Source organism: Pseudomonas sp. MF6396, assembly GCF_002018915.1.
In the GTDB taxonomy this organism is placed as follows: domain Bacteria; phylum Pseudomonadota; class Gammaproteobacteria; order Pseudomonadales; family Pseudomonadaceae; genus Aquipseudomonas; species Aquipseudomonas palmensis.
The window spans coordinates 86,649-104,960 of record NZ_MVOK01000018.1; the positions used below are offsets into that span (position 1 = coordinate 86,649).

The following is an 18,312-nucleotide window of genomic DNA, read 5'->3' on the forward strand; positions in this document are numbered from 1 at the left end:
GGTTCTCCCGTATCAATGCCCGGCCAGGCTGCTCGCCTCGACCGGCGCGTGCCGGGTGCAGGCGCGCACCAGCAGCGCCACGACAACACCCGAAATCACCAGCAGCGACGCCCAGTGCGCCGCGCCCAAAGGCGCCATGATGCCCGACAACGGCGTGGCGAACGACGAAATGATCAACTGGAAGGAGCCCAGCAACGCCGCCGTGGAGCCCAGCGCGCGGCTTTGCGAAGACATCACCAGCGACATCAGCGTGGCCTCGAGAATGCCCAGGCCGAACATCGCCAGCGCCATGCCGGCAACGATGCCGGCCAGCCCCGCCGCGCCCAGGGCCCCTGCCAGCACCACCAGGGAACCGATCAGCAGGCACCCCGCACCGGCCTTGGCCAGGCGCAGCAGGCCCTTGCGCGCCACCAGCCGACCCGCCGCGATGGCGCCGAGCAGAATTGCCACCCCGGTGGCGCCGAACAGCGTGCCGAAGGCTTGCACCGACAGGCCGAAGTGGGTCTGGTAGACGAACGCCGCACCGCCGATGTAGGCAAACAGAAAGAAGAACACCGCCGCCAGCGCCAGCGCCGGGCGCAGGAACTGGCCATCGCTGCCGATGCGCAGGTAGGTGCGCAGGATGTCCCGCGGCTGCCAGGGCTGGCGCTTGTCGGCGGCCAGGGTTTCCTTGAGCACCCAGGCCGAGTTCAACAGCACCAGCACGCCGAGCCCGGCCAGGGTGAACATGATCGCGCGCCAGCCAAGGTGCGCCCCCACAAAACCGCCCACCGCCGGTGCGAGCACCGGCGCCAGGCCCTCGACGGTCATCAGCAGGGCGAAGATCTGCGCGGCGCGCGCCCCTTCGGCCACATCGCGGACCATGCTCATGATCACCACCAGGGTCAGCGCACTGCCCAGGCCCTGGACAAAGCGCGCCGCCAGCAGGGTTTCGAGGCTGGGCGCCTGGGCTGCGGCCAGCGAACTGAGCACGAACACCAGCAGCCCGGCCAGCAGCGGCCGGCGCCGGCCCAGGGTGTCGACCAGCGGGCCGAACAGCAATTGACCGGCGCCCATGGCCAGCAGAAACACCGTCAGCGTCAGTTGCACCCCGGCATAGGTCGCGCCGTACTCGGCGGCGATGCTCGGCATGCTGGCCAGGTACATGTCGATGGCCGACGGCCCCAGGGCGCCGATCAGCGCCAGGGACACGGCAAATTTCACGTGGGGGGACTGCGGGGTGTGCATAGCTCGAATCCACAAAAAGGTCACAGGTCTGGCTGCCGAATGCCAACCTACCGACCGGTAGGTAGCCAGAACATGCGAGCCTATACACTGTGCCCCGCAGGGTCAAGCCAGTGGTTTATCAGGCCGGGCCGGCCAGGCTATGGGAGCGGTAGTCCTTGGGCGAGCGTTCGAACTGTTTCTTGAACGAGCGGCTGAAGTGCGCCGAATCGGTGAAGCCCCATTTGTAGGCGATGGTGGTGATCGACTCGGTCTTGAGGATCGGGTTGGCCAGGTCGTCGGCGCTTCGTTGCAGGCGCGTGCGCTGGATGTAGCGGCACACGCTGTCGCCCTGCTCTTCGAACAGGCGGTAGAGGTGGCGCACCGAAATGTTCAGGCGGTTGGCCAGGTTCACCGGCGACAGGCCAGGCTGGCCCAGGGACTCGTCGATCACCTTCTGCACATAGCTGCGCAGGTTGGCGCCGTGCAGCGCCGCGCCCGGCTGCACCTGGTCATCGCCGCCCTCCAGGGCCGACCCCAGCAGCGACAGAAATGCACTGTGCAGGGCCTGGCCCTCGGCCAGCTCGCCCTCCCCCGGAGCGCTTTCCTTGCACAGCTGATCCATCAGCACATGCAGCATGCGCCCGCAGGCCTTGGTCTGGGAGATCTTGCCGAAGGTACGCGCATCGCCCCCCAACTGCCGGCACACCGCCTCGCGCGAGAGCGACAGCGAGGCGTGTTCGATCAGGCCGAACGGCATGATTTCACAGGCCCCGACCGCGTCCATCAGCAGCATCTCGCCCGGTGCCAGCTGCACACTGACGCCGTTCTGGGTGACCTGAGAGAAACCGGTGCGCTGGCTGACCAGAAAGCAGTGCTGGTCGTTGTCGCGGTCGGGCTTGATGCCGTCGCGGCGGATCAGCCCGGCGTTGGTGCGCAGGTTGGCCAGGGCCAGGCCGCCGCGTGACCAGGTGGAAATCTCGCCGATGAACAGCGAGCGGTTGAACGCAAGTTCGGTCTCGAAATGCCCGCAAATGTGCTGCATGTCGGCATTCCAGCGGTCCAGCGCAGTGCCGGCGAGTTGATGAGTACTCATGGGTACCTCCACGATGGCATCTTGTTTTTGTTGGGCAATAGTTAACATGTTAGCTATATGCACGCAACACGTTCGTCGTCGCCAGGGTGGAAGCAGTTTTGGTGCCAGTCTGCGGGTTCAGAGGCCTTCGACAAGCCGCGCCAGACCTTTCAATGCGGCCAGCAGCAGGTCACGCTGTGCGGGGTTCAGGCTGATGTAGCGACGAAACGCCGGCATGCGGTTGACCACCTCGCTGCCGCCCATGTGCTCCAGGGTCAGGGTCCAGCAGCCGCCTGCCAGGTCCAGGTGCAGGCGCTTGAAATCCAGCGGCATCAGCGCCTGTTGCAGGGCCGGGTCGTGGGCCAGGGCCTGCTCCAGCCGCGCCTGCCAGGACCGCTCGCCACGCAGCCGGCGCCAGCGCAGGCCGCTGCGCCGCAGTGCACCGGTATGCTGCAACGCCAGCCGCGCCGTGCCCTGTTGCGGGCCGGGCACCTGCAGGCGGAACTCGCACAGCACCAGGTGCATCAGCAACTGCGACTCGGTGCGCTCACGCACCTCGAACGCCAGGCTGCCATCGGCCAGGGCGTAGCGTGCACTGCCCGGCCCCAGCACCTCGCAACCGGCCAGGCCGAGGTTGCGCTGCAGGTGCGCCAGCGTCACCCCGGGGCGGTAGCCCGAGGGCGCGCGGTCAAACAGCCTTTGCCACAGTGTGGGCAGGGTATGCGCCATGCTCGACTCCCGGTTGGTGGGCAAATTCGCGCGCCAGCACCTCTTCGACCGAGGCCGGCTTGAACGGGTTGACCTTCTGCACCACCAGGGTCCAGAACAGCGCGTACACCGCCGTGGCGCCGAGCATCCAGGCGAATGGCACGTACACCTGGGCCGGGTTCATGCCCGGCGGGGTGATGAACCACATGCCCAGGCCGATGCCGACGCTCGACAGCAATTGCGGCAGCGGGAACAGCGGCGAGCGGTAGGCCCGTGGCAGGTCGGGCCGGCGAATGCGCAGGATCACCACCGACAGCGTCACCAGCAGGTAGGCGGTGCTCCAGGCACACACCGCCGCCAGTACCAGGTGCAGGATGGTGTCGGTGTTGCCGCCCAGCCACCAGGCGTGCAGGCACGGGATCAGCATCGCCACCAGAATGCACACGATGGGCGTCTTGAAGCGTGGGTGCAGGTAGGTGAACACCCGGGGCAACGCGCCATCCACCGCCATGCCATAGAGGATGCGCGGCACCCCGGCCATCAGGGTGTTGATGGTGGCGGCGCCGGCGAACAGAAAACCGATGCCCAGCCACAACGGGCCGATATCGCCCATCACCTGTTGGGCAAAATGCGGAATGGCCATGGGCGTGTCCAGCAGGTGCGTACCGCTGGCGGCGTCGAGCAGCACGTTGTCGACCTGGCGCTTCATCGCCGCGCCATAGATGAACATGCACGAGGCCACGCCGAACAGCCCCAGCGCCATGGCCCTGGGCAGGGTGCGCGCCGACTGGCGCAGGTCGGGTGCCAGCGGGGTGACGAACTCGCAGCCGACGAACATGAACATCGCCATGCCCACCAGCGACAGCACGGTGATCAGGTCGGTGCCCACCAGCGACGCGCCGAACCAGCCGTCCAGTTGCACCGCCGGGGCGGCGATCAGGCCGAGCACGCCGAACACCATCAGCGTGGTCCACATGCCGAAGGTGAGGATGATCTCGGCCTTGCTGAACACACTGATGCCGAACGCATTGAGGATGCCGAACACCACCACGAAGCCCACCCCCAGCAGCCACGAGCCACCGGCGGATTCGGCCAGGGTGTTGAGGTGTTCGAAGTTCACCAGCGCCATCACCCCGGCCAGGATGGTTTCGGCGGTGCCGGCGAACACGTGCACGATCAGGTAGGCCGACAGCGTGCCGGTGATGGCGAAGAAGCGCCCCATGCCGCAGTTGATATAGTCGTACACCGAGCCGGTGGTGGGCAGGATGGCGGCGGCTTCGGCGAAGGTGGTCGACTGGGCGAGCATCATCAGCATGGCGATCAGCATGGCCACGGCGAACGCACCGCCGCCGATGCCGAAACCGGTGGTGGCGGTGAGGATCACCGGGCTGGCCATGATCAGGCCGATGGTGCTGGCCAGCGCGGTGGGGAACCCGACCGTGCCACGGTTCAGGTGCACGCTGAGGGTGTGGTTGAGCGACATGATGAGCGACCTCGAATGCCGTTGTTGTGGTTATGCGCCACTGTGCGCTGGCGGTTGACTGGCGTCTTGCCCGTGGCTGCCTGGGGTTTTGTTGCAGCCTGCCAGGGCACTTCTGGCCGTAGCCGGTTTGCCTGACACACCCTGCACTCAGGTTTTACGACCGCTTCGCGCTCGATCGTCGGCCAAGCCAACTCCCACGCCCTGCGGGCAGAAGCCGACCTCACAGCCCCAAACAATCTGCTTCTGGCCGCAAGGCCGTGGGAGCGGGCTTGCCCCGCGATCTGGCGCGAAGCGGCAGCAAAACCAGCGCACCCGATTTGCCTGACACACCCTGCACTCAGGTTTTACGACCGCTTCGCGCTCGATTGTCGGCCAAGCCAACTCCCACGCCCTGCGGGCAGAAGCCGACCTCACAGCCCCAAACAACCTGCTTCTGGCCGCAAGGCCGTGGGAGCGGGCTTGCCCCGCGATCTGGCGCAAAGCGGCAGCAAAACCAGCGCACCCGATTTGCCTGACACACCCTGCGGGCAGAAGCCGACCTCACAGCCCCAAGCAACCTGCTTCTGGCAAGCACCCCGGCACCTACCCGCCTGGCGCACACAATCAATCCATGTGGCAGCCAGATCAAAGACAGCCCCCACCGTCCCCGCCCTAAATGGCCACCACTCACGCCAACCCGGGGACCCCACCACCATGAACCTGCACCCTCACCTGCTTGCCGCCCTCAGCCTGGCTGCGCTGCTGGCCCAGCCATCAGCCCAGGCCATCGAGCTCCACGCCGATGACGAGTCCCACCTGAATGCCGACATCCTGGCGGTGTACGGCCTGTTCAACAGCCGCAAGAACTACGACGCCACGCCCGGCGGCTCGACCTGGCGCGAGGGCTTCATCAAGTATGGAATCAGCGGCGACCAGCGCCTGGCCGGCAACGGCAGTGCCTACGGCGCACTCAGCTGGGTCAGTTCCGCCACCTGGGGCGATGGCGACGCAGGCGGCAACACCGACGGCACCGAGCGCACCACCAAGCTGGAAGACGCCTACCTCGGCTGGCGCTCCGGCGAACTGTTCCCGTTGCTGGGCAAGGATGGCGTGGATGCCTCATTCGGCCGTCAGGTGGTCAAGCTGGGCCGCGGCTTTCTGATCAACGACGACGGCCCCAACCTCGGCAAAGGCCCCGCCGACGGCGCGCTGGACCGTGGCGGCGCCTATTACCTGGCGGCGCGCCACGCCTTCGACCGCACCGCCGTGCTGCGCCTGGGCGGCGAGCGTGGCGTGCACGCCAGCGCGCTGTGGCTCAAGTCCGACAACCGCGCCCAGGCCGAGACCGAACTGGCCGCCGGCACCCTGGACTACACCACCGCGGCCGGCACCCTGGGGCTGACCTGGGTTCACGGCCTGGGCGTGACCGAGCAATGGGCCAGCGAATTCCAGCGCCAACGCGACGGCATGGACACCTACAGCCTGCGCGGCGAAGGCAACGCCGGTATCGACAACGCCAGCTTCGCCTTCGAATACGCCTGGCAGGACAAGCAGGCCGGCCCGGAAAAGGCCTGGTACGCCGAGGCCGGCTACACCTTCGCCGAGCTGCCCTGGGCACCCAGCCTGACCTACCGCTACACCCGCTATTCCAAAGGCTGGGATGCCTTGTTCACCGGGCTGAGCACCGGCTACGGCACCTGGTTCCAGGGTGAGGTGGCGGCCAACTACGCGGGGCCGTTCAACAGCAATACCGGGGTGCATCACCTGGGCCTGGTGGCCAAGCCACTGGAGAACCTGACCCTGGGCGCGCTGTATTTCGACTTCGATACCCTGCACACACGCAACGCGCTGAACCTCGGTGCCCGCGAGCTGGACCTGTACGTGGAATGGGCAGTCAGCCCGCACCTGATCGTCAGCCCGCTGGTGGGGCTGTACCAGCCGAAAAAGGATGAGAACACGGGGGGCAATCAGGTGGGCGGCAATGGCACCAACCTGTACAGCCAGGTGACGCTGGCGATGCCGTTCTGAGTTGGCTGGGGCGACGGCCAGGGACATGTCCAAGGCCATCGCCCCCGGGGTTACACGGTCGCGTGGGCCTGTTGCTTGAGGCGTTCGGTGTCGACGCGCACGAACACCGAGTCGGCCGTCACGGTGAGCACGTCGCCGGCCCAGACTTCGCAGATGACCCGGCTCTTGCGCCCCACCTCACCCTCGACCCACGCCTTGAGCACCAGCTCCACGCCCATCGGGGTGGGCTTGAGGTAGGTCAGCGAAAGCTTGCCGGTGACGCAGTCGATGCGCGGCAGGCTGCCCGGCTCGCGGCCTTCGGCGCGGTAGTGCCAGGCCATGGCGGTCCAGTTCGAATGGCAGTCCACCAGCATCGCCAGCAACCCGCCGTACACCAGCCCCGGCCAGCCGGTGAAGGTGGCATCGGGTTCGTGCCGGCACAGCACGTGGCTGCCGTCCTCGGCCCAGTGGCTTTTCAGGTGCAGGCCGCTGGGGTGCGAGGTACCGCAGCCGTAGCACACGCCCTCTGGCGCGGCGAGGTCTTGCAGGGGTAAGGCTTGGGCGTTCATAGGCTTCCTGATTGTTTTTATGGAAAGTCAGACCGTCGATGGTAACGCTGCCAGGCCCGCGCGCGAAAGCGCCAGGGGCCGCCGCAGAGGCTCAGGCCTCCACCGGCAGCCCTGCCGCCTGCCAGTCCGGCAGGCCGCTGTCGAGCCGGCGCACCTTGAAGCCGTGCTCGCGCAAGGCCGCGGTGGCGGTACTCGACAGCACGCACCAGGGGCCCCGGCAGTAGGCAACGATCTCCTGGTCCTGCGGCAGTTCGGCCAGGCGCTGCTGCAGCTCGTCCAGTGGCATGCTGATCGCCCCCGGCAAGTGCCCCAGGGCGTATTCCTCGTGGGAGCGCACATCCAGCAGGGTGATGCTCTGCTCGTGCAGGCGCTGCACCAGTTCGTCGCGCGACATCGCCTCCAGGCGCTCCTGCGCACTCATGCTGTCGGCCAGCAGCTCGCGCACCGCCAGGCGGTTGTGCTCGGCGAACTGCCCCAGTGCCGCCAGCACCTCCAGGATCGGCCCACCACCCAGGCGGTACAGCACGCGCTTGCCGTCGCGGCGGGTCTGTACCACGCCGGCGCGACGCAGGTGCTGCAGGTGCTGGGAGGTGTTGGCCACGGACAACCCGCACAGTTCGGCCAGGCGCTCGACCGCACGCTCGCCCTGGGCGATGTGTTCGAGCAGGTGCAGCCGATGCGCATGGCCCAGGGTGCGGGCCAGCTCGGCGATATCGATGAAATGTTGCTGAGGAAGGTCGGTCATTGACAGGAAGCTATCATTCGCCAATCATTCAATCAATTCATTGAATGTTTTATTCAGGAGCAACGCCATGTCCCCTCTGCTTCACTTCATCGCCAGTGCCAGCCTGATCGGGCTGCTGGGCACGGCGCTGGCCGACCTGTGGGCCGAAACACAGAAGCGGGTGCTGAAGGTGCCCACGCCCAGCTGGCCGATGGTCGGGCGCTGGGTGGCGCACCTGCGCCATGGTCAGTTCACTCATGACAGCATCGCCAAGGCGCCGCCCGTACCGGGCGAAGCCCTGCTGGGCTGGGCGACGCACTATGTGATCGGGGTGCTGTACGCCGGGCTGCTGCTGGCGATCTTCGGCATCGGCTGGGCCCACAGCCCTACCCTGCTGCCGGCGCTGGCGATCGGTATCGGCACGCTGGTGGCGCCGTTCTTCATTCTGCAGCCGGGCATGGGCGCAGGCGTACTGGCCCGTCGCACCCCCAACCCCAAGGTGGCACGCCTGCGTAGCCTGGCAGCGCACACGGCGTTCGGGGTCAGCCTGTTCGTCGCGGCACTGCTGCTCAATGGCCTGGGCCTGATGCCCCGGGGCTGAGCTCAGGCCTCACGCTGGCACCAGGCGTCTATCAGTACGTCCAGCAATGCCTGCGCATCCGTGGTGTTGGCGTCGACCAGGGCAATGGCCCAGCCACAGCCGGCCAGCTCGAAGTGTTCGCGCCAGTTGGGCCACGCCACAAGCCCGGCCAGGTCGAAGGAAAACATGCCGCCCCGCTCGCCATGGCCGCCGTGAATCGACTCGCCCAGGCCGAATGGCTGCGGGTCGAAGGGCTTGAGGCTCACGTAGTACACGTGGTGGGTGTCGTGCTCCGGGGTGGGCGCGCGGTTGCACTGGGAGAAGTCCACCGACTGCCAGCCCAGCTCGCGCTCGTTCATCGGCTGTGCCTGCGCGAGCAGGTAGTCGAGCCCCAGCGTACGCCCACCCGGCCAACCGAGCTGGGTGGCACTGAAGGTTCGCTGGCGCGCCTTGCGTGGGTTGGCAAGCTCGCTCCAGCCCAGCTCGCGGGTCAGCACCAGGCCCTTGAGCAAGCGGTGCTCGCCATTGTTCAGCTCCAGCACGAACTGGCCGTAATCGGTGGGTATCACCCGCACCAGGTGCGTCGGTGCCCCGTGGTCCTGCCCCATGTCTTCTTCCCCTGATGTTACAAAGAATTTCGGCAACGCCGCAGGGTCTACCCAGTAGATCCCCACACAAGAGTCTGCCATGAAATTCGAACGCTTCGCCCAGGGCCTGGCCAAACAGGCCGGTCGCTCGCGCACCTTCCTCATCGCACTGGTACTGATCGTGGTCTGGGCCGTCACCGGGCCGTGGTTCGACTACAACGACACCTGGCAGCTGATCATCAACACCTCGACCACCATCGTCACCTTCCTGATGGTGTTCGTCATCCAGAACACCCAGAACCGCGACAACGACGTGCTGCACATCAAGCTCGACGAACTGCTGCGCTCGACCAAGGCGGCGCACAACGCGCTGATGAACCTCGACCAGCTGGACAACAGCCAGCTCAAGCAGTTGCTCAAGGAGTACCGGGAGATCGGCGAAGACCGCGCCACCGACCTGCCCGCCGATGAAACCGGGGGCAGGCGCGGCGACGCGCAGTGAGGCGGGCTACTGGTTGGCGCCGGTGAGGGTGTTGTAGCTGGTGATCAGGTTGCGGTAGTCGGGGATGTGGTTGGAGAACAGCGCGCCCAACCCCTCGACATCGTTGCGCCAGTCGCGGTGCAGTTCGCAGGCTGCGCCGAACCAGGTCATCAGTTGCGCACCGGCCGACGACATGCGGTCCCAGGCCGCGTCGCGGGTGATCGGGTTGAAGGTGCCGGAGGCGTCGGTGATCACGAACACCTCGAAGCCTTCGGCAATCGCCGACAGCGCCGGGAACGCCACGCACACCTCGGTGACCACACCGGCGATGATCAGCTGCTTCTTGCCGGTGGCCTTGACCGCCTTGACGAAGTCCTCGTTGTCCCAGGCGTTGATCTGGCCGGGGCGCGCGATGTACGGCGCGTCAGGGAACTGCGCCTTGAGCTCGGGCACCAGCGGGCCGTTGGGGCCGCTTTCAAAGCTGGTGGTGAGGATGGTGGGCAGTTTGAAGTACTCGGCCAGGTCGGCCAGCGCCAGCACGTTGTTCTTGAACTTGTCCGGCTCGATGTCACGCACCAGCGAGAGCAGCCCGGCCTGATGGTCGACCAGCAGCACGGCGGCGTTGTTCTTGTCCAGACGGGTGTAGGGAACACTCATGGTAATACTCCTTGCAGGGGTGGTCCGGCGCCGTGGCGCCGGAGTTGGGACAAACGTGAGTTGCATACAGACCCTAGTCGGCGCGTGTGACAGTGCCGCCGCCATTGGTCATCTGGCCGAAGCGCCCGGCGCGAAAATCGGCGAACGCCGCCTCGATCTCGGCATCGCTGTTCATCACGAACGGGCCGTAGCCGACGATGGGTTCATCCAGCGGCTCGCCGCTGAGCCACAGCACCGCCGCCTCGCTGTCGGCCTGCAGCAGCACTTCGTCGCCGGCACGCTCCAGCAGCACCAGTTGTGCCGGGCCCACCGAACGCTCGCCATTGACCGTGACCTGGCCGCGCAGCACCACCAGGGCGCTGCTGTGACCGGCCTGGGCAGGCAACCGCACGGGCTTGCCGGACTTGAGCTGCATGTCCCACACCTGCATCGGCGTGAAGGTGCGCGCCGGGCCGCGATGGCCGTGGTAGTCACCGGCGATCACCCGCAGGCTGCCGGCACCGCCGGGCAGCGCCACGCTGGGGATGTCGGCGGCCAGCAGGGTCTGGTAGCCGGCAGGGGCAGACTTGTGCCGGGCCGGCAGGTTGACCCACAACTGCACCATCTCCAGGGTGCCGCCACTGCGGGCGAACGACGGCGCATGGAACTCTTCATGCAGGATGCCGCCTGCGGCCGTCATCCACTGCACATCGCCCGGGCCGATCAGGCCGCCGGCACCGGTGGAGTCGCGGTGCTCCAGTTCGCCCTGGTAGACGATGGTCACCGTTTCGAAACCGCGGTGCGGGTGCTGGCCGACGCCGCGACGGGCGCTGGTGGGGGTGAAGGCATGGGGCCCGGCGTAGTCGAGCAGCAGGAACGGGCTGATGTGCTGGGCCAGGTTGTCGTAGGTGAACAGGCTGCGTACCGGGAAGCCGTCACCCACCCAATGCGGGTGCGGGCTGCTGTAGACGCCTTGGATCTTTTTCATGAGCTACCTCCTCTCGTGCATGAAGCCAACGATAAGGGCGCAACGCTGAAGGCGGTAGATAGCGTAAAGTGCCCTCAGCGTTCCATTTGGAGAACAGTGGTGGAAGACCTCAACGACCTGTACTACTTCGCCCAGGTGGTCGAGCACGGTGGCTTTGCCGCCGCCGGCCGTGCCCTGGACATGCCCAAGTCCAAACTCAGCCGGCGGGTGGCCGGGCTCGAGGAGCGCCTCGGGGTGCGCCTGATCCAGCGTTCCACCCGGCATTTTTCGGTAACCGACATCGGGCAGGCCTACCACCGCCATTGCGTGGCCATGCTGGTGGAGGCCGAGGGTGCGGCCGAGCTGATCGAGCGCCACCGTGCCGAGCCCCAGGGCATCGTGCGCCTGAGCTGCCCCACGGCGCTGCTGGATTTCTGGGTGGGGCCGATGCTGTCGCGCTTCATGGTGCAGTGCCCGCTGGTGCAGCTGCATATCGAGAGCACCAACCGCCATGTGGACCTGATCCAGGAAGGCATCGACATTGCGCTGCGGGTGCGGGTGCCGCCGCTGGAGAGCAGCGACCTGGTGATGAAGGTGCTGGCCAACAGCACGCAGTTGCTGGTGGCCGCGCCCGGCTTGCTGGCGTCGTTGCCCAGGCCCATCGTGCCCGCCGACCTGGCCGCCTTGCCGAGCCTGCACTGGGGCAACCCGCAGCGCGATTATCAATGGCAGCTCAATGGCCCGGACGGCGCCACGGCCAGCTTGCGGCACACGCCGCGGCTGGTGACCGACGACCTGGTGGTATTGCGCCAGGCGGCGCTGGCGGGCGTGGGGGTGGTGCACCTGCCACTGGTGGTGATCCGCGACGAGCTTGCCCGTGGCGAGCTGGTGCAGCCCACCCCGCACTGGGCACCGCAATGCGGGCTGGTGCACGCGGTGTTTGCCTCACGGCGCGGGCTGCTGCCTTCGGTGCGGCACCTGCTGGATTTTCTGGCCCAGGAGTTTGCCCAGAGCGGGATCGATTGATGTGCCAGGGTTTGCTGGCGCTATGCGCCAGATCGCGGGTCAAGCCCGCTCCCACGGGGATTGCGGCACTCTTTGAATAGGCGCTGTACCTGTGGGAGCGGGCTTGCCCCGCGATCGAATGCACAGCATTCGCTGATCCTGCACCCACCGATCATCAGGCATACTGCCCCCCCACCCTCAATCCCAACGCACCGCCATGCAGCCGATTGTCCCCCTGGCAGAAAACTACCCCCACGGCGAGCGCATCGCCCCGCACTGCCACAACCGCGCCCAGCTGATCCATGCCCTGAGCGGGGTGATCACGGTCAACTCCAGCCAGGGCTGCTGGGTGGTTCCGCCAGGGCGCGGCGTATGGGTGCCCGCCGCCGTCGAACACGACCTGAAGATGGCCGGCCAGGTCCGCATGCGCACCCTGTTCGTCGCCTCCGACGCGCGCCCCGACCTGCCGCTGACCTGCCGCGTGGTGGACATCCCGCCGCTGCTGCGTCAACTGATCATCAGCGCCATGCTCATCCCCGCCGACTACCCGCCCGGCGGGCGTGACGAGCGGGTGATGCAGTTGATTCTGGACGAGATCCGCGTGCTGCCGATTCTGGCCCTGCACGTGCCGCTGCCGGTCGACCCGCAACTGGCCGCGCTGTGCCAGGCCCTGCGCGACGACCCGGCCAGCCCCTGGAGCCTGCAGCGCGCCGCCGCCCACAGCGGCCTGAACGCACGCACCCTGACCCGCGCCTTCCAGCGCGAAACCGGCCTGAGCTTCATCCAGTGGCTGCGCCGCCTGCGCCTGCTGGCCAGCCTCGACGCGCTGGCCGCCGGGCACTCGATCCTGAACGTGGCGCTGGACCTGGGCTACGACAGCCCCAGCGCCTTCAGCGCCATGTTCCGCCGCACCCTGGGGGTCTCGCCCAGTGCCTACTTCGGCAAGACCCCAGCCTACGGCCAGCCCGACGCCGACTAGTCAGCGTGCATGCTGGCGCAGCAGCAGCGACGCCAGCGCACACACCGTCAACGCCACGCACGACACATAGAACGCATCCGAATACGCCATCAGGTAGGCCTGCTGATGCACCGTCTGGTCCAGCTGCGCCAGCACCTGCAGGTGCGCCGGGGCCTGTGCATCGAGCACCCCGCCGGGCAGACGCTGCTGCACGGGTGCATCGAACAGCGTCAGGCTCTCATTGATACGCTGCCCGTGAAACCGTTCGCGCAACGACACCAGCTGCGTCAGCAGCGCCGTGCCCACCGCACCGCCCAGGTTGCGCAGCATCGATATCAGCGCCGAGGCGGAGCCGGCCTGGGCCTTGTCCAGCCCTTTCACCGCCAGCACCGACAGCGCCACCATGATCAGCGGCTGGCCCAGCCCGCGCACCACCGTGGAGGGGATGATCACGTTCTTCGCCGCGTCCGCCGACAGGGGCGCCCCCAGCCAGCAGCCCAGCGCCATGATCGCGAAGCCGCTGGCCACCAGCACCTTGGCGTTGAGCCAGCGCATCAGGCGCGGCAGCAGCGGCGCCAGCAGCAACTGCACCATGCCGTAGGCGATCAGGCTGATGCCGATTTCGCGGGCGTTGTAGCCCTGCACCTGGGACAGGTAGTTGGGCACCAGAAACACCAGCCCGAAGGTCGCCGCCCCGAACACCGCCATGGCCAGGCTGGCCACGCCGAAGTTGTAGCTGGCCAGCAGGCGCAGGTTGATGAAGGGCCGCGCGCCCCACAGCTGGCGCTGCACGAACAGCGCCAGCGCCACCACGGCAATCACGCTGAAGGTGACGATGAACGCCGAATCGAACCAGTCCTCGCGCCCGCCCTCCTCCAGCACGATCTGCAGCGCGCCCAGCCCCAGCGCCATGGCCGCGATGCCCAGCCAGTCGGCGCCGCGCAACTGGGCGCGGTCGCCGGCCTGCGCCGGGATCGACCACGCCACCGCCGCCAGCAGCGCCACCCCGGGCAGCAGTTGCAGCAGGAAGATCCAGCGCCATGAATAGGCGTCTGTCAGCCAGCCGCCGATCGACGGCCCGGCGGCCTGGGCCACGCTGTTGGAGAGGCTGAACAAGGCCATGCCCAGGGCGATCTTGCTCGGCGGCAGCTCGGTGATGATCAATTGCATCGACAGCGGGATCAGCACCGCCCCCGAAGCGCCCTGGATCACGCGGATGGCGATCATCGCCTGCAGGTTCGGCGCCAGCGCGCAACTGACCGAGCTGATCAGGAACACCAGCGAGCCCACCAGCATCACCCGGCGCAGCGAGAACACCTGCACCAGCCAGGCGGTGAGCGGAATCATGGTGATTTCCGCCACCAGGTAGGCGGTGGAGATCCACGAGCCTTCCTCGAACGTCGCCCCCAGCGCGCCTTCGATTTCCGGCAGCGCGGCACTGGTGACGTGCACGTTCATGCCCGCCATGAAGCAGCCGAACAAGCCACCGATCACCGCCACCCACGCGCGCAGCGATACCTTGTCTTCAGTGCTCATCGCGCACCTGCGCCGTGCGCGTATCGATGGTGGCGATCACCGACATGCCCGGCAGCAGCCGCGGCGTGCCGGGTTCCACCGGGTCGAGGTGAATACGCACGGCAAAGCGCTGCACGATCTTGGTGAAGTTGCCGGTGGCGTTGTCGGGCGGCAACAGCGCGAACACCGCCCCCGAGCCGGGCGAGACGCTGTCGACCGTGCCCTGCCAGTGCCGGCCGAAGGTGTCCACCTCCAGGGTCGCGCGCTGCCCCGGGCGCATGTGTTCGAGCTGGGTTTCCTTGAAGTTGGCCACCACGTAGGCCTGCTCCACCGGTACCACTGCCAGCAGTGGCAGGCCGGGGCTGACGTACTGCTGCACACGCACCTTGCGCTGCCCCACCACGCCGTCGAAGGGCGCCCGTACCTGGGTGTCGGCCAGGGCGTTCTCGGCCAGGGCCAGGGCCGCCTCGGCCTGTTCCAGCTCGGCCTCGCGGCGCACCAGTTCGGCTCGGGCCTCGCGCTGCTGGCTGGCCAGCACCTGGTGGCGGGCCCGCTGCATCGCCCAGCCGGCGTCCGCGCCCTTGAGCGTGGCCTGCGCCTGGGTGCGTGTGGTGCTGGCGCGTTCGGCACGCTGGGCACTCACCGCGTTCATGCCGATCAACTGGCGGTAACGCTGCCAGTCGAGTTCGGCGCGCCGCGCCTCGGCACCGCCCGCCTCGCGCTCGGCGGCGGCACGGGCAATCGCCTGCCCTTGCCCCTCCAGCTGCGCCGCCAGGGTCACCAGCACGGCCTGCTGCGCCTGCACCGAAGCGGTACTGGCGGCCAGCGCCGCACGGGCCTGGCGCACCTGCTGGCGATAGTCGCGGTCGTCCAGCTGTACCAGCAGGTCGCCGGCCTTGACCACGGCATTGTCGGCCACGCTGACCTGGGCCACATAGCCCCCCACCCGCGCACTGATCGGCGCCCAGTCGGCGCGCACGTAGGCATCGTCGGTCTGTTCGTTGAAGCGCCCGCTGTGCCACACATACAAGGCAACCCCTAGTACCGCCAGCGTGCCGGCTGCGCCCAGGGCGCGGCGCAGCGTCATCACGCGCACGCGCTCGGTGGCTTGGGTAACCGGTGGTTCGGGGCTGACCGCCTGGTTCATGTTCGTGCTCCCTGTTGTTGTTCAAGGATGCACTCTAAGGGGGTCAGCGGTTGGCGTTCGCTAGCGTACAGGCCAGTATTCGTCGCGAAATGGACAACCTGCCATCAGCCCAGCAGGTAGGTTTGCACCTCGTGCGCACAGGCCTGCGGATCTTCCTGCATGAAGCAGTGCCCGCCGGGCACCTCGCGCAGCTCGACCCTTGGGTTCAGACGCGCCCAGCGCGCCAGCGACACGGGTACGAAGGGATAGGTGGTGATGCCATGCAGCACCCGTGCGGGTGTCTGCACCTGGGCCAGGGCAGCCCACAGCCCGCGCGGGAACGAACTGAACACGTCCACTTCGCGCGCAGGCCGGCACTTGAGCACTACCCCTTCGCCGCAGTCGCCGATGGCGTGGTCCACATAGGCCTGCAGCGCCTCGTCGTGCCAGCCCTTGAAAATGCCGCGCCCGTGCAGCGCGGCGTAGGCCGCCTCGCGGTCGGGCCAGTGGCTGCGCCGGGTGGCGGCCTTGCGTGCCAGGCCGTGGCGACGGTGCATGCCGAACAGCGTGGCCACGCTCATCACCCCCAGCATCGAGCGGCTGAACACCACAGGGTCAAGCAATACCGCCCGCTGAAACAGGCCCGGTTGCAGCGCCAGCATCAAGCCGGTCAGCACCCCGCCGAAACTGTGGCCCATGGCAAAGCACGCCACCTGCCCGTATTCGCCACGGCCTGTCTGGAAGGCCTCGATCGCCAGCGCGGCGCTGCGGTTCCAGCCCACGAAGGCGCCGCCATGATCGCTGTCGCCATGGCCCTGCACATCGCACAGCCACAGGTCGAAATGCTCGGCCAGGCGCTCCAGCAACGGCTGGTAGGCCAGGCAGCAGAACCCGGTGCCGTGGATGAAATGCAGCAGCGGCTTGCCGCTGGCGGGTGAGCGCCAGCCGCGCAGCGTGAAGTGTTCGGCGCAGTCATGCGACCAGGGGATCAGTTCCATCGGGACTCGCTGTGGGGGTTACACAAAACCGGATTCTACAAACAGCAGTGGATACAGCGATAGCACCAGCAGTGCGGCCATCAGCCAATTGAACAGCTTGAGCCAGCGTGGGTCCTGCAGCACGGTGCGCAGCGCGCTGCCGAACATCACCCACACGCACACGCTGGGCAGGTTGACCACGGCGAACACCGCGGCGATCACGATCACGTTGGTCAGGTAGCCCTGGCTGGGTGCATAGGTGGTGATGGCGCCCACAGCCATGACCCAGGCCTTGGGGTTGACCCACTGGAAGGCTGCCGCGCCCCAGAAACCCAGGGGCTTGCGCGTGCCGGGGTCGGCGCTGGTCAGCGGGCCGGAATTGGCGATCTTCCAGGCCAGGTACAGCAGGTAGCTGGCGCCCACGTAGCGCAGCACGCCGTAGGCCAGCGGGTAGGCCTTGAACAGCTCGCCCAGGCCAAGGCCCACCGCCAGTACCAGCACCATGAAGCCGATACTGATGCCCAGCGCGTGGGGAATGGTGCGACGCACACCGAAGTTCACGCCGGAGGCCAGCAACATGGTGTTGTTGGGGCCGGGGGTGATCGAGGAGACGAAGGCGAACAGCACGAAGGCCATCAGCAGGTTGAGCGAGGTGAGCATGGCGGGTGTCCGGCGGTGTGTTGTTGTGAAGTGACACTAACCAAGTCGGTGCGCAGCGCTGCGATACAGTTGGGGGCAATTGTGGCACTACACTTGGCGAGCCCTCACCACCCTCCAGGCTTCCCGTGCCCTCGACCGGTAATTGCCTTAGGATAACCCTCCTCGATTTCCGGAACAGAAGCCCCGCCATGCCCGTACATATCCGCCCAGCGCGCGTCGAAGACGCCAGCCAGATCCTCACCTTCATCACCGAGCTTGCCGAGTACGAGCGTGCCCGCCACGAGGTGATCGCCACGGTCGCCGATATCGAGCGCACGCTGTTCGGCGAAGGCAGCAGCACCCAGGCGCTGATCTGCGAGCGTGACGGCCAGGCCATCGGCTTTGCGGTGTACTTCTTCAGTTATTCGACCTGGCTCGGCACCCAGGGCATCTACCTCGAAGACCTGTACGTCACGCCCCAGGCCCGCGGCACGGGTGCGGGCAAGGCGTTGCTGCGCCACCTGGCGCAAGAGGCCTGTGCCAAGGGCTGCGGGCGCCTGGAGTGGAGCGTGCTGGACTGGAACGAACCGGCCATCCAGTTCTACAAGTCCATCGGCGCGCAGCCGCAGGACGAGTGGGTGCGTTATCGCATGGAAGGTGAAACGCTGCGCAGCTTCGCCCAGGGTTGAGACCACGCCATGTTCTTTCGATTGGCCGCCGACGGGCTGGTACTGTTTCATCTGACGTTCATCGTGTTCGTGATGCTGGGCGGGTTGCTGGTGCTCAGGTGGCCGCGGCTGTGCTGGCTGCACCTGCCGGCCGTGACCTGGGGCGTGCTGGTGGAGGTGCTGCACCTGCCCTGCCCGCTGACCGAATGGGAAAACCGCCTGCGTGCAGCGGCGGGTGACACCGGCTACCCCGACAGTTTTGTGGAGCATTACCTGATACCGCTGATCTACCCGGCCAAGCTGACGGCAGGCATCCAGCTGTGGCTGGGGGCATTGGTGTTCGTGGTGAATGCGGGGGTCTATGCGTGGTTGTGCTACTCGCGCAGGCGCCGTGCCTTGCGGTGAGTGCTCAGGCCGCTTCGCCG

General features: G+C 67.2%; 20 protein-coding genes. 7 read left to right on the forward strand and 13 right to left on the reverse strand.

Features of this window, described 5'->3' with window-relative positions:
• Nucleotides 1–12: 12 nt before the first annotated feature.
• The 4 genes from MF6396_RS18475 to MF6396_RS18490 form a co-directional block, all read right to left on the reverse strand.
• Nucleotides 13–1,227 carry a multidrug effflux MFS transporter gene (locus MF6396_RS18475; protein WP_078481242.1) on the reverse strand — a complete coding sequence of 405 codons (1,215 nt, stop codon included), beginning with the start codon at nt 1,225–1,227 and terminating at the stop codon, nt 13–15.
• Nucleotides 1,228–1,345: 118 nt separating this feature from the next.
• Nucleotides 1,346–2,299 (reverse strand): transcriptional regulator FeaR, encoded by a 954-nt coding sequence (gene feaR, locus MF6396_RS18480; RefSeq protein ID WP_058540261.1) that lies wholly within the window; start codon nt 2,297–2,299, stop codon nt 1,346–1,348.
• A gap of 117 nt (nt 2,300–2,416) precedes the next feature.
• Nucleotides 2,417–3,007: a DUF3156 family protein gene (locus MF6396_RS18485; RefSeq protein WP_078481244.1), complete on the reverse strand. Its 591-nt coding sequence runs from the start codon at nt 3,005–3,007 to the stop codon at nt 2,417–2,419.
• Nucleotides 2,967–4,469: an APC family permease gene (locus MF6396_RS18490; protein ID WP_043860061.1), complete on the reverse strand. Its 1,503-nt coding sequence runs from the start codon at nt 4,467–4,469 to the stop codon at nt 2,967–2,969. Before MF6396_RS18490 ends, MF6396_RS18485 begins: the two co-directional genes overlap by 41 nt.
• A 693-nt stretch (nt 4,470–5,162) precedes the next feature.
• Here MF6396_RS18490 and MF6396_RS18495 point away from each other — a divergent pair.
• The gene (locus MF6396_RS18495; protein WP_078481245.1) at nt 5,163–6,476 is read left to right on the forward strand and encodes a hypothetical protein; all 1,314 of its coding nucleotides are present in this window, start codon (nt 5,163–5,165) and stop codon (nt 6,474–6,476) included.
• Nucleotides 6,477–6,526: 50 nt separating this feature from the next.
• Here MF6396_RS18495 and MF6396_RS18500 read toward each other — a convergent pair whose 3' ends face one another.
• Both MF6396_RS18500 and MF6396_RS18505 read right to left on the reverse strand, forming a co-directional pair.
• A complete protein-coding gene (locus MF6396_RS18500) occupies nt 6,527–7,024 on the reverse strand; it encodes a PaaI family thioesterase (protein WP_043860059.1) in 498 nt (165 codons plus the stop codon).
• 91 nt (nt 7,025–7,115) lie between these two features.
• Nucleotides 7,116–7,769 carry an ArsR/SmtB family transcription factor gene (locus MF6396_RS18505; RefSeq protein ID WP_043860058.1) on the reverse strand — a complete coding sequence of 218 codons (654 nt, stop codon included), beginning with the start codon at nt 7,767–7,769 and terminating at the stop codon, nt 7,116–7,118.
• Nucleotides 7,770–7,836: 67 nt separating this feature from the next.
• Between MF6396_RS18505 and MF6396_RS18510 the strand changes: the two genes are divergently transcribed.
• The gene (locus tag MF6396_RS18510) at nt 7,837–8,349 is read left to right on the forward strand and encodes a DUF2938 domain-containing protein (protein ID WP_078481247.1); all 513 of its coding nucleotides are present in this window, start codon (nt 7,837–7,839) and stop codon (nt 8,347–8,349) included.
• A 2-nt stretch (nt 8,350–8,351) separates the two neighbouring features.
• Here the strand turns inward: MF6396_RS18510 and MF6396_RS28235 are convergent, their stop codons facing one another.
• On the reverse strand, nt 8,352–8,936 hold the full coding sequence (locus MF6396_RS28235; RefSeq protein WP_102063821.1) for a hypothetical protein: 585 nt from the start codon (nt 8,934–8,936) through the stop codon (nt 8,352–8,354).
• 79 nt (nt 8,937–9,015) lie between these two features.
• Between MF6396_RS28235 and MF6396_RS18520 the strand changes: the two genes are divergently transcribed.
• Nucleotides 9,016–9,417 (forward strand): low affinity iron permease family protein, encoded by a 402-nt coding sequence (locus MF6396_RS18520; RefSeq protein WP_043860056.1) that lies wholly within the window; start codon nt 9,016–9,018, stop codon nt 9,415–9,417.
• Between the two features lie 6 nt (nt 9,418–9,423).
• Here MF6396_RS18520 and ycaC read toward each other — a convergent pair whose 3' ends face one another.
• The gene (gene ycaC / locus MF6396_RS18525; protein WP_043860055.1) at nt 9,424–10,053 is read right to left on the reverse strand and encodes an isochorismate family cysteine hydrolase YcaC; all 630 of its coding nucleotides are present in this window, start codon (nt 10,051–10,053) and stop codon (nt 9,424–9,426) included.
• Between the two features lie 73 nt (nt 10,054–10,126).
• Complete coding sequence (locus MF6396_RS18530) at nt 10,127–11,020, reverse strand: pirin family protein (RefSeq protein ID WP_078481248.1); 894 nt, start codon at nt 11,018–11,020, stop codon at nt 10,127–10,129.
• A gap of 96 nt (nt 11,021–11,116) precedes the next feature.
• Between MF6396_RS18530 and MF6396_RS18535 the strand changes: the two genes are divergently transcribed.
• A complete protein-coding gene (locus MF6396_RS18535; RefSeq protein ID WP_173925050.1) occupies nt 11,117–12,025 on the forward strand; it encodes a LysR family transcriptional regulator in 909 nt (302 codons plus the stop codon).
• A gap of 196 nt (nt 12,026–12,221) precedes the next feature.
• Entirely contained in the window at nt 12,222–12,983 is a 762-nt protein-coding gene (locus MF6396_RS18540) for an AraC family transcriptional regulator (RefSeq protein WP_043860226.1), read from the forward strand.
• Here MF6396_RS18540 and MF6396_RS18545 read toward each other — a convergent pair whose 3' ends face one another.
• The 4 genes from MF6396_RS18545 to MF6396_RS18560 all read right to left on the reverse strand — a co-directional run bounded on the left by MF6396_RS18545 (nt 12,984) and on the right by MF6396_RS18560 (nt 17,240).
• A complete protein-coding gene (locus MF6396_RS18545; RefSeq protein ID WP_078481250.1) occupies nt 12,984–14,498 on the reverse strand; it encodes an MDR family MFS transporter in 1,515 nt (504 codons plus the stop codon).
• The gene (locus MF6396_RS18550; RefSeq protein ID WP_058540268.1) at nt 14,488–15,624 is read right to left on the reverse strand and encodes an HlyD family secretion protein; all 1,137 of its coding nucleotides are present in this window, start codon (nt 15,622–15,624) and stop codon (nt 14,488–14,490) included. Before MF6396_RS18550 ends, MF6396_RS18545 begins: the two co-directional genes overlap by 11 nt.
• Before the next feature lie 104 nt (nt 15,625–15,728).
• Nucleotides 15,729–16,601 (reverse strand): alpha/beta fold hydrolase, encoded by an 873-nt coding sequence (locus MF6396_RS18555; protein WP_078481251.1) that lies wholly within the window; start codon nt 16,599–16,601, stop codon nt 15,729–15,731.
• An 18-nt stretch (nt 16,602–16,619) separates the two neighbouring features.
• Complete coding sequence (locus MF6396_RS18560; RefSeq protein WP_078481253.1) at nt 16,620–17,240, reverse strand: LysE family translocator; 621 nt, start codon at nt 17,238–17,240, stop codon at nt 16,620–16,622.
• Between the two features lie 188 nt (nt 17,241–17,428).
• On the opposite strand from MF6396_RS18560, the gene MF6396_RS18565 reads away from it, so the two are divergent.
• Together MF6396_RS18565 and MF6396_RS18570 are read left to right on the forward strand one after the other, a co-directional pair.
• Nucleotides 17,429–17,908 carry a GNAT family N-acetyltransferase gene (locus MF6396_RS18565; RefSeq protein ID WP_043860231.1) on the forward strand — a complete coding sequence of 160 codons (480 nt, stop codon included), beginning with the start codon at nt 17,429–17,431 and terminating at the stop codon, nt 17,906–17,908.
• 9 nt (nt 17,909–17,917) lie between these two features.
• A complete protein-coding gene (locus MF6396_RS18570) occupies nt 17,918–18,292 on the forward strand; it encodes a DUF2784 domain-containing protein (RefSeq protein WP_043860232.1) in 375 nt (124 codons plus the stop codon).
• Nucleotides 18,293–18,312: the final 20 nt, after the last annotated feature.

Bases quoted from the DNA above. Each gene is read 5' to 3' on its own strand.
- MF6396_RS18475 (WP_078481242.1), bottom strand. From the start codon at position 1,227: ATGCACACCCCGCAGTCCCCCCACGTGAAATTTGCCGTGTCCCTGGCG.
- feaR (WP_058540261.1), bottom strand. From the start codon at position 2,299: ATGAGTACTCATCAACTCGCCGGCACTGCGCTGGACCGCTGGAATGCC.
- MF6396_RS18485 (WP_078481244.1), bottom strand. From the start codon at position 3,007: ATGGCGCATACCCTGCCCACACTGTGGCAAAGGCTGTTTGACCGCGCG.
- MF6396_RS18490 (WP_043860061.1), bottom strand. From the start codon at position 4,469: ATGTCGCTCAACCACACCCTCAGCGTGCACCTGAACCGTGGCACGGTC.
- MF6396_RS18495 (WP_078481245.1), top strand. From the start codon at position 5,163: ATGAACCTGCACCCTCACCTGCTTGCCGCCCTCAGCCTGGCTGCGCTG.
- MF6396_RS18500 (WP_043860059.1), bottom strand. From the start codon at position 7,024: ATGAACGCCCAAGCCTTACCCCTGCAAGACCTCGCCGCGCCAGAGGGC.
- MF6396_RS18505 (WP_043860058.1), bottom strand. From the start codon at position 7,769: ATGACCGACCTTCCTCAGCAACATTTCATCGATATCGCCGAGCTGGCC.
- MF6396_RS18510 (WP_078481247.1), top strand. From the start codon at position 7,837: ATGTCCCCTCTGCTTCACTTCATCGCCAGTGCCAGCCTGATCGGGCTG.
- MF6396_RS28235 (WP_102063821.1), bottom strand. From the start codon at position 8,936: ATGGGGCAGGACCACGGGGCACCGACGCACCTGGTGCGGGTGATACCC.
- MF6396_RS18520 (WP_043860056.1), top strand. From the start codon at position 9,016: ATGAAATTCGAACGCTTCGCCCAGGGCCTGGCCAAACAGGCCGGTCGC.
- ycaC (WP_043860055.1), bottom strand. From the start codon at position 10,053: ATGAGTGTTCCCTACACCCGTCTGGACAAGAACAACGCCGCCGTGCTG.
- MF6396_RS18530 (WP_078481248.1), bottom strand. From the start codon at position 11,020: ATGAAAAAGATCCAAGGCGTCTACAGCAGCCCGCACCCGCATTGGGTG.
- MF6396_RS18540 (WP_043860226.1), top strand. From the start codon at position 12,222: ATGCAGCCGATTGTCCCCCTGGCAGAAAACTACCCCCACGGCGAGCGC.
- MF6396_RS18545 (WP_078481250.1), bottom strand. From the start codon at position 14,498: ATGAGCACTGAAGACAAGGTATCGCTGCGCGCGTGGGTGGCGGTGATC.
- MF6396_RS18550 (WP_058540268.1), bottom strand. From the start codon at position 15,624: ATGAACCAGGCGGTCAGCCCCGAACCACCGGTTACCCAAGCCACCGAG.
- MF6396_RS18555 (WP_078481251.1), bottom strand. From the start codon at position 16,601: ATGGAACTGATCCCCTGGTCGCATGACTGCGCCGAACACTTCACGCTG.
- MF6396_RS18560 (WP_078481253.1), bottom strand. From the start codon at position 17,240: ATGCTCACCTCGCTCAACCTGCTGATGGCCTTCGTGCTGTTCGCCTTC.
- MF6396_RS18565 (WP_043860231.1), top strand. From the start codon at position 17,429: ATGCCCGTACATATCCGCCCAGCGCGCGTCGAAGACGCCAGCCAGATC.
- MF6396_RS18570 (WP_043860232.1), top strand. From the start codon at position 17,918: ATGTTCTTTCGATTGGCCGCCGACGGGCTGGTACTGTTTCATCTGACG.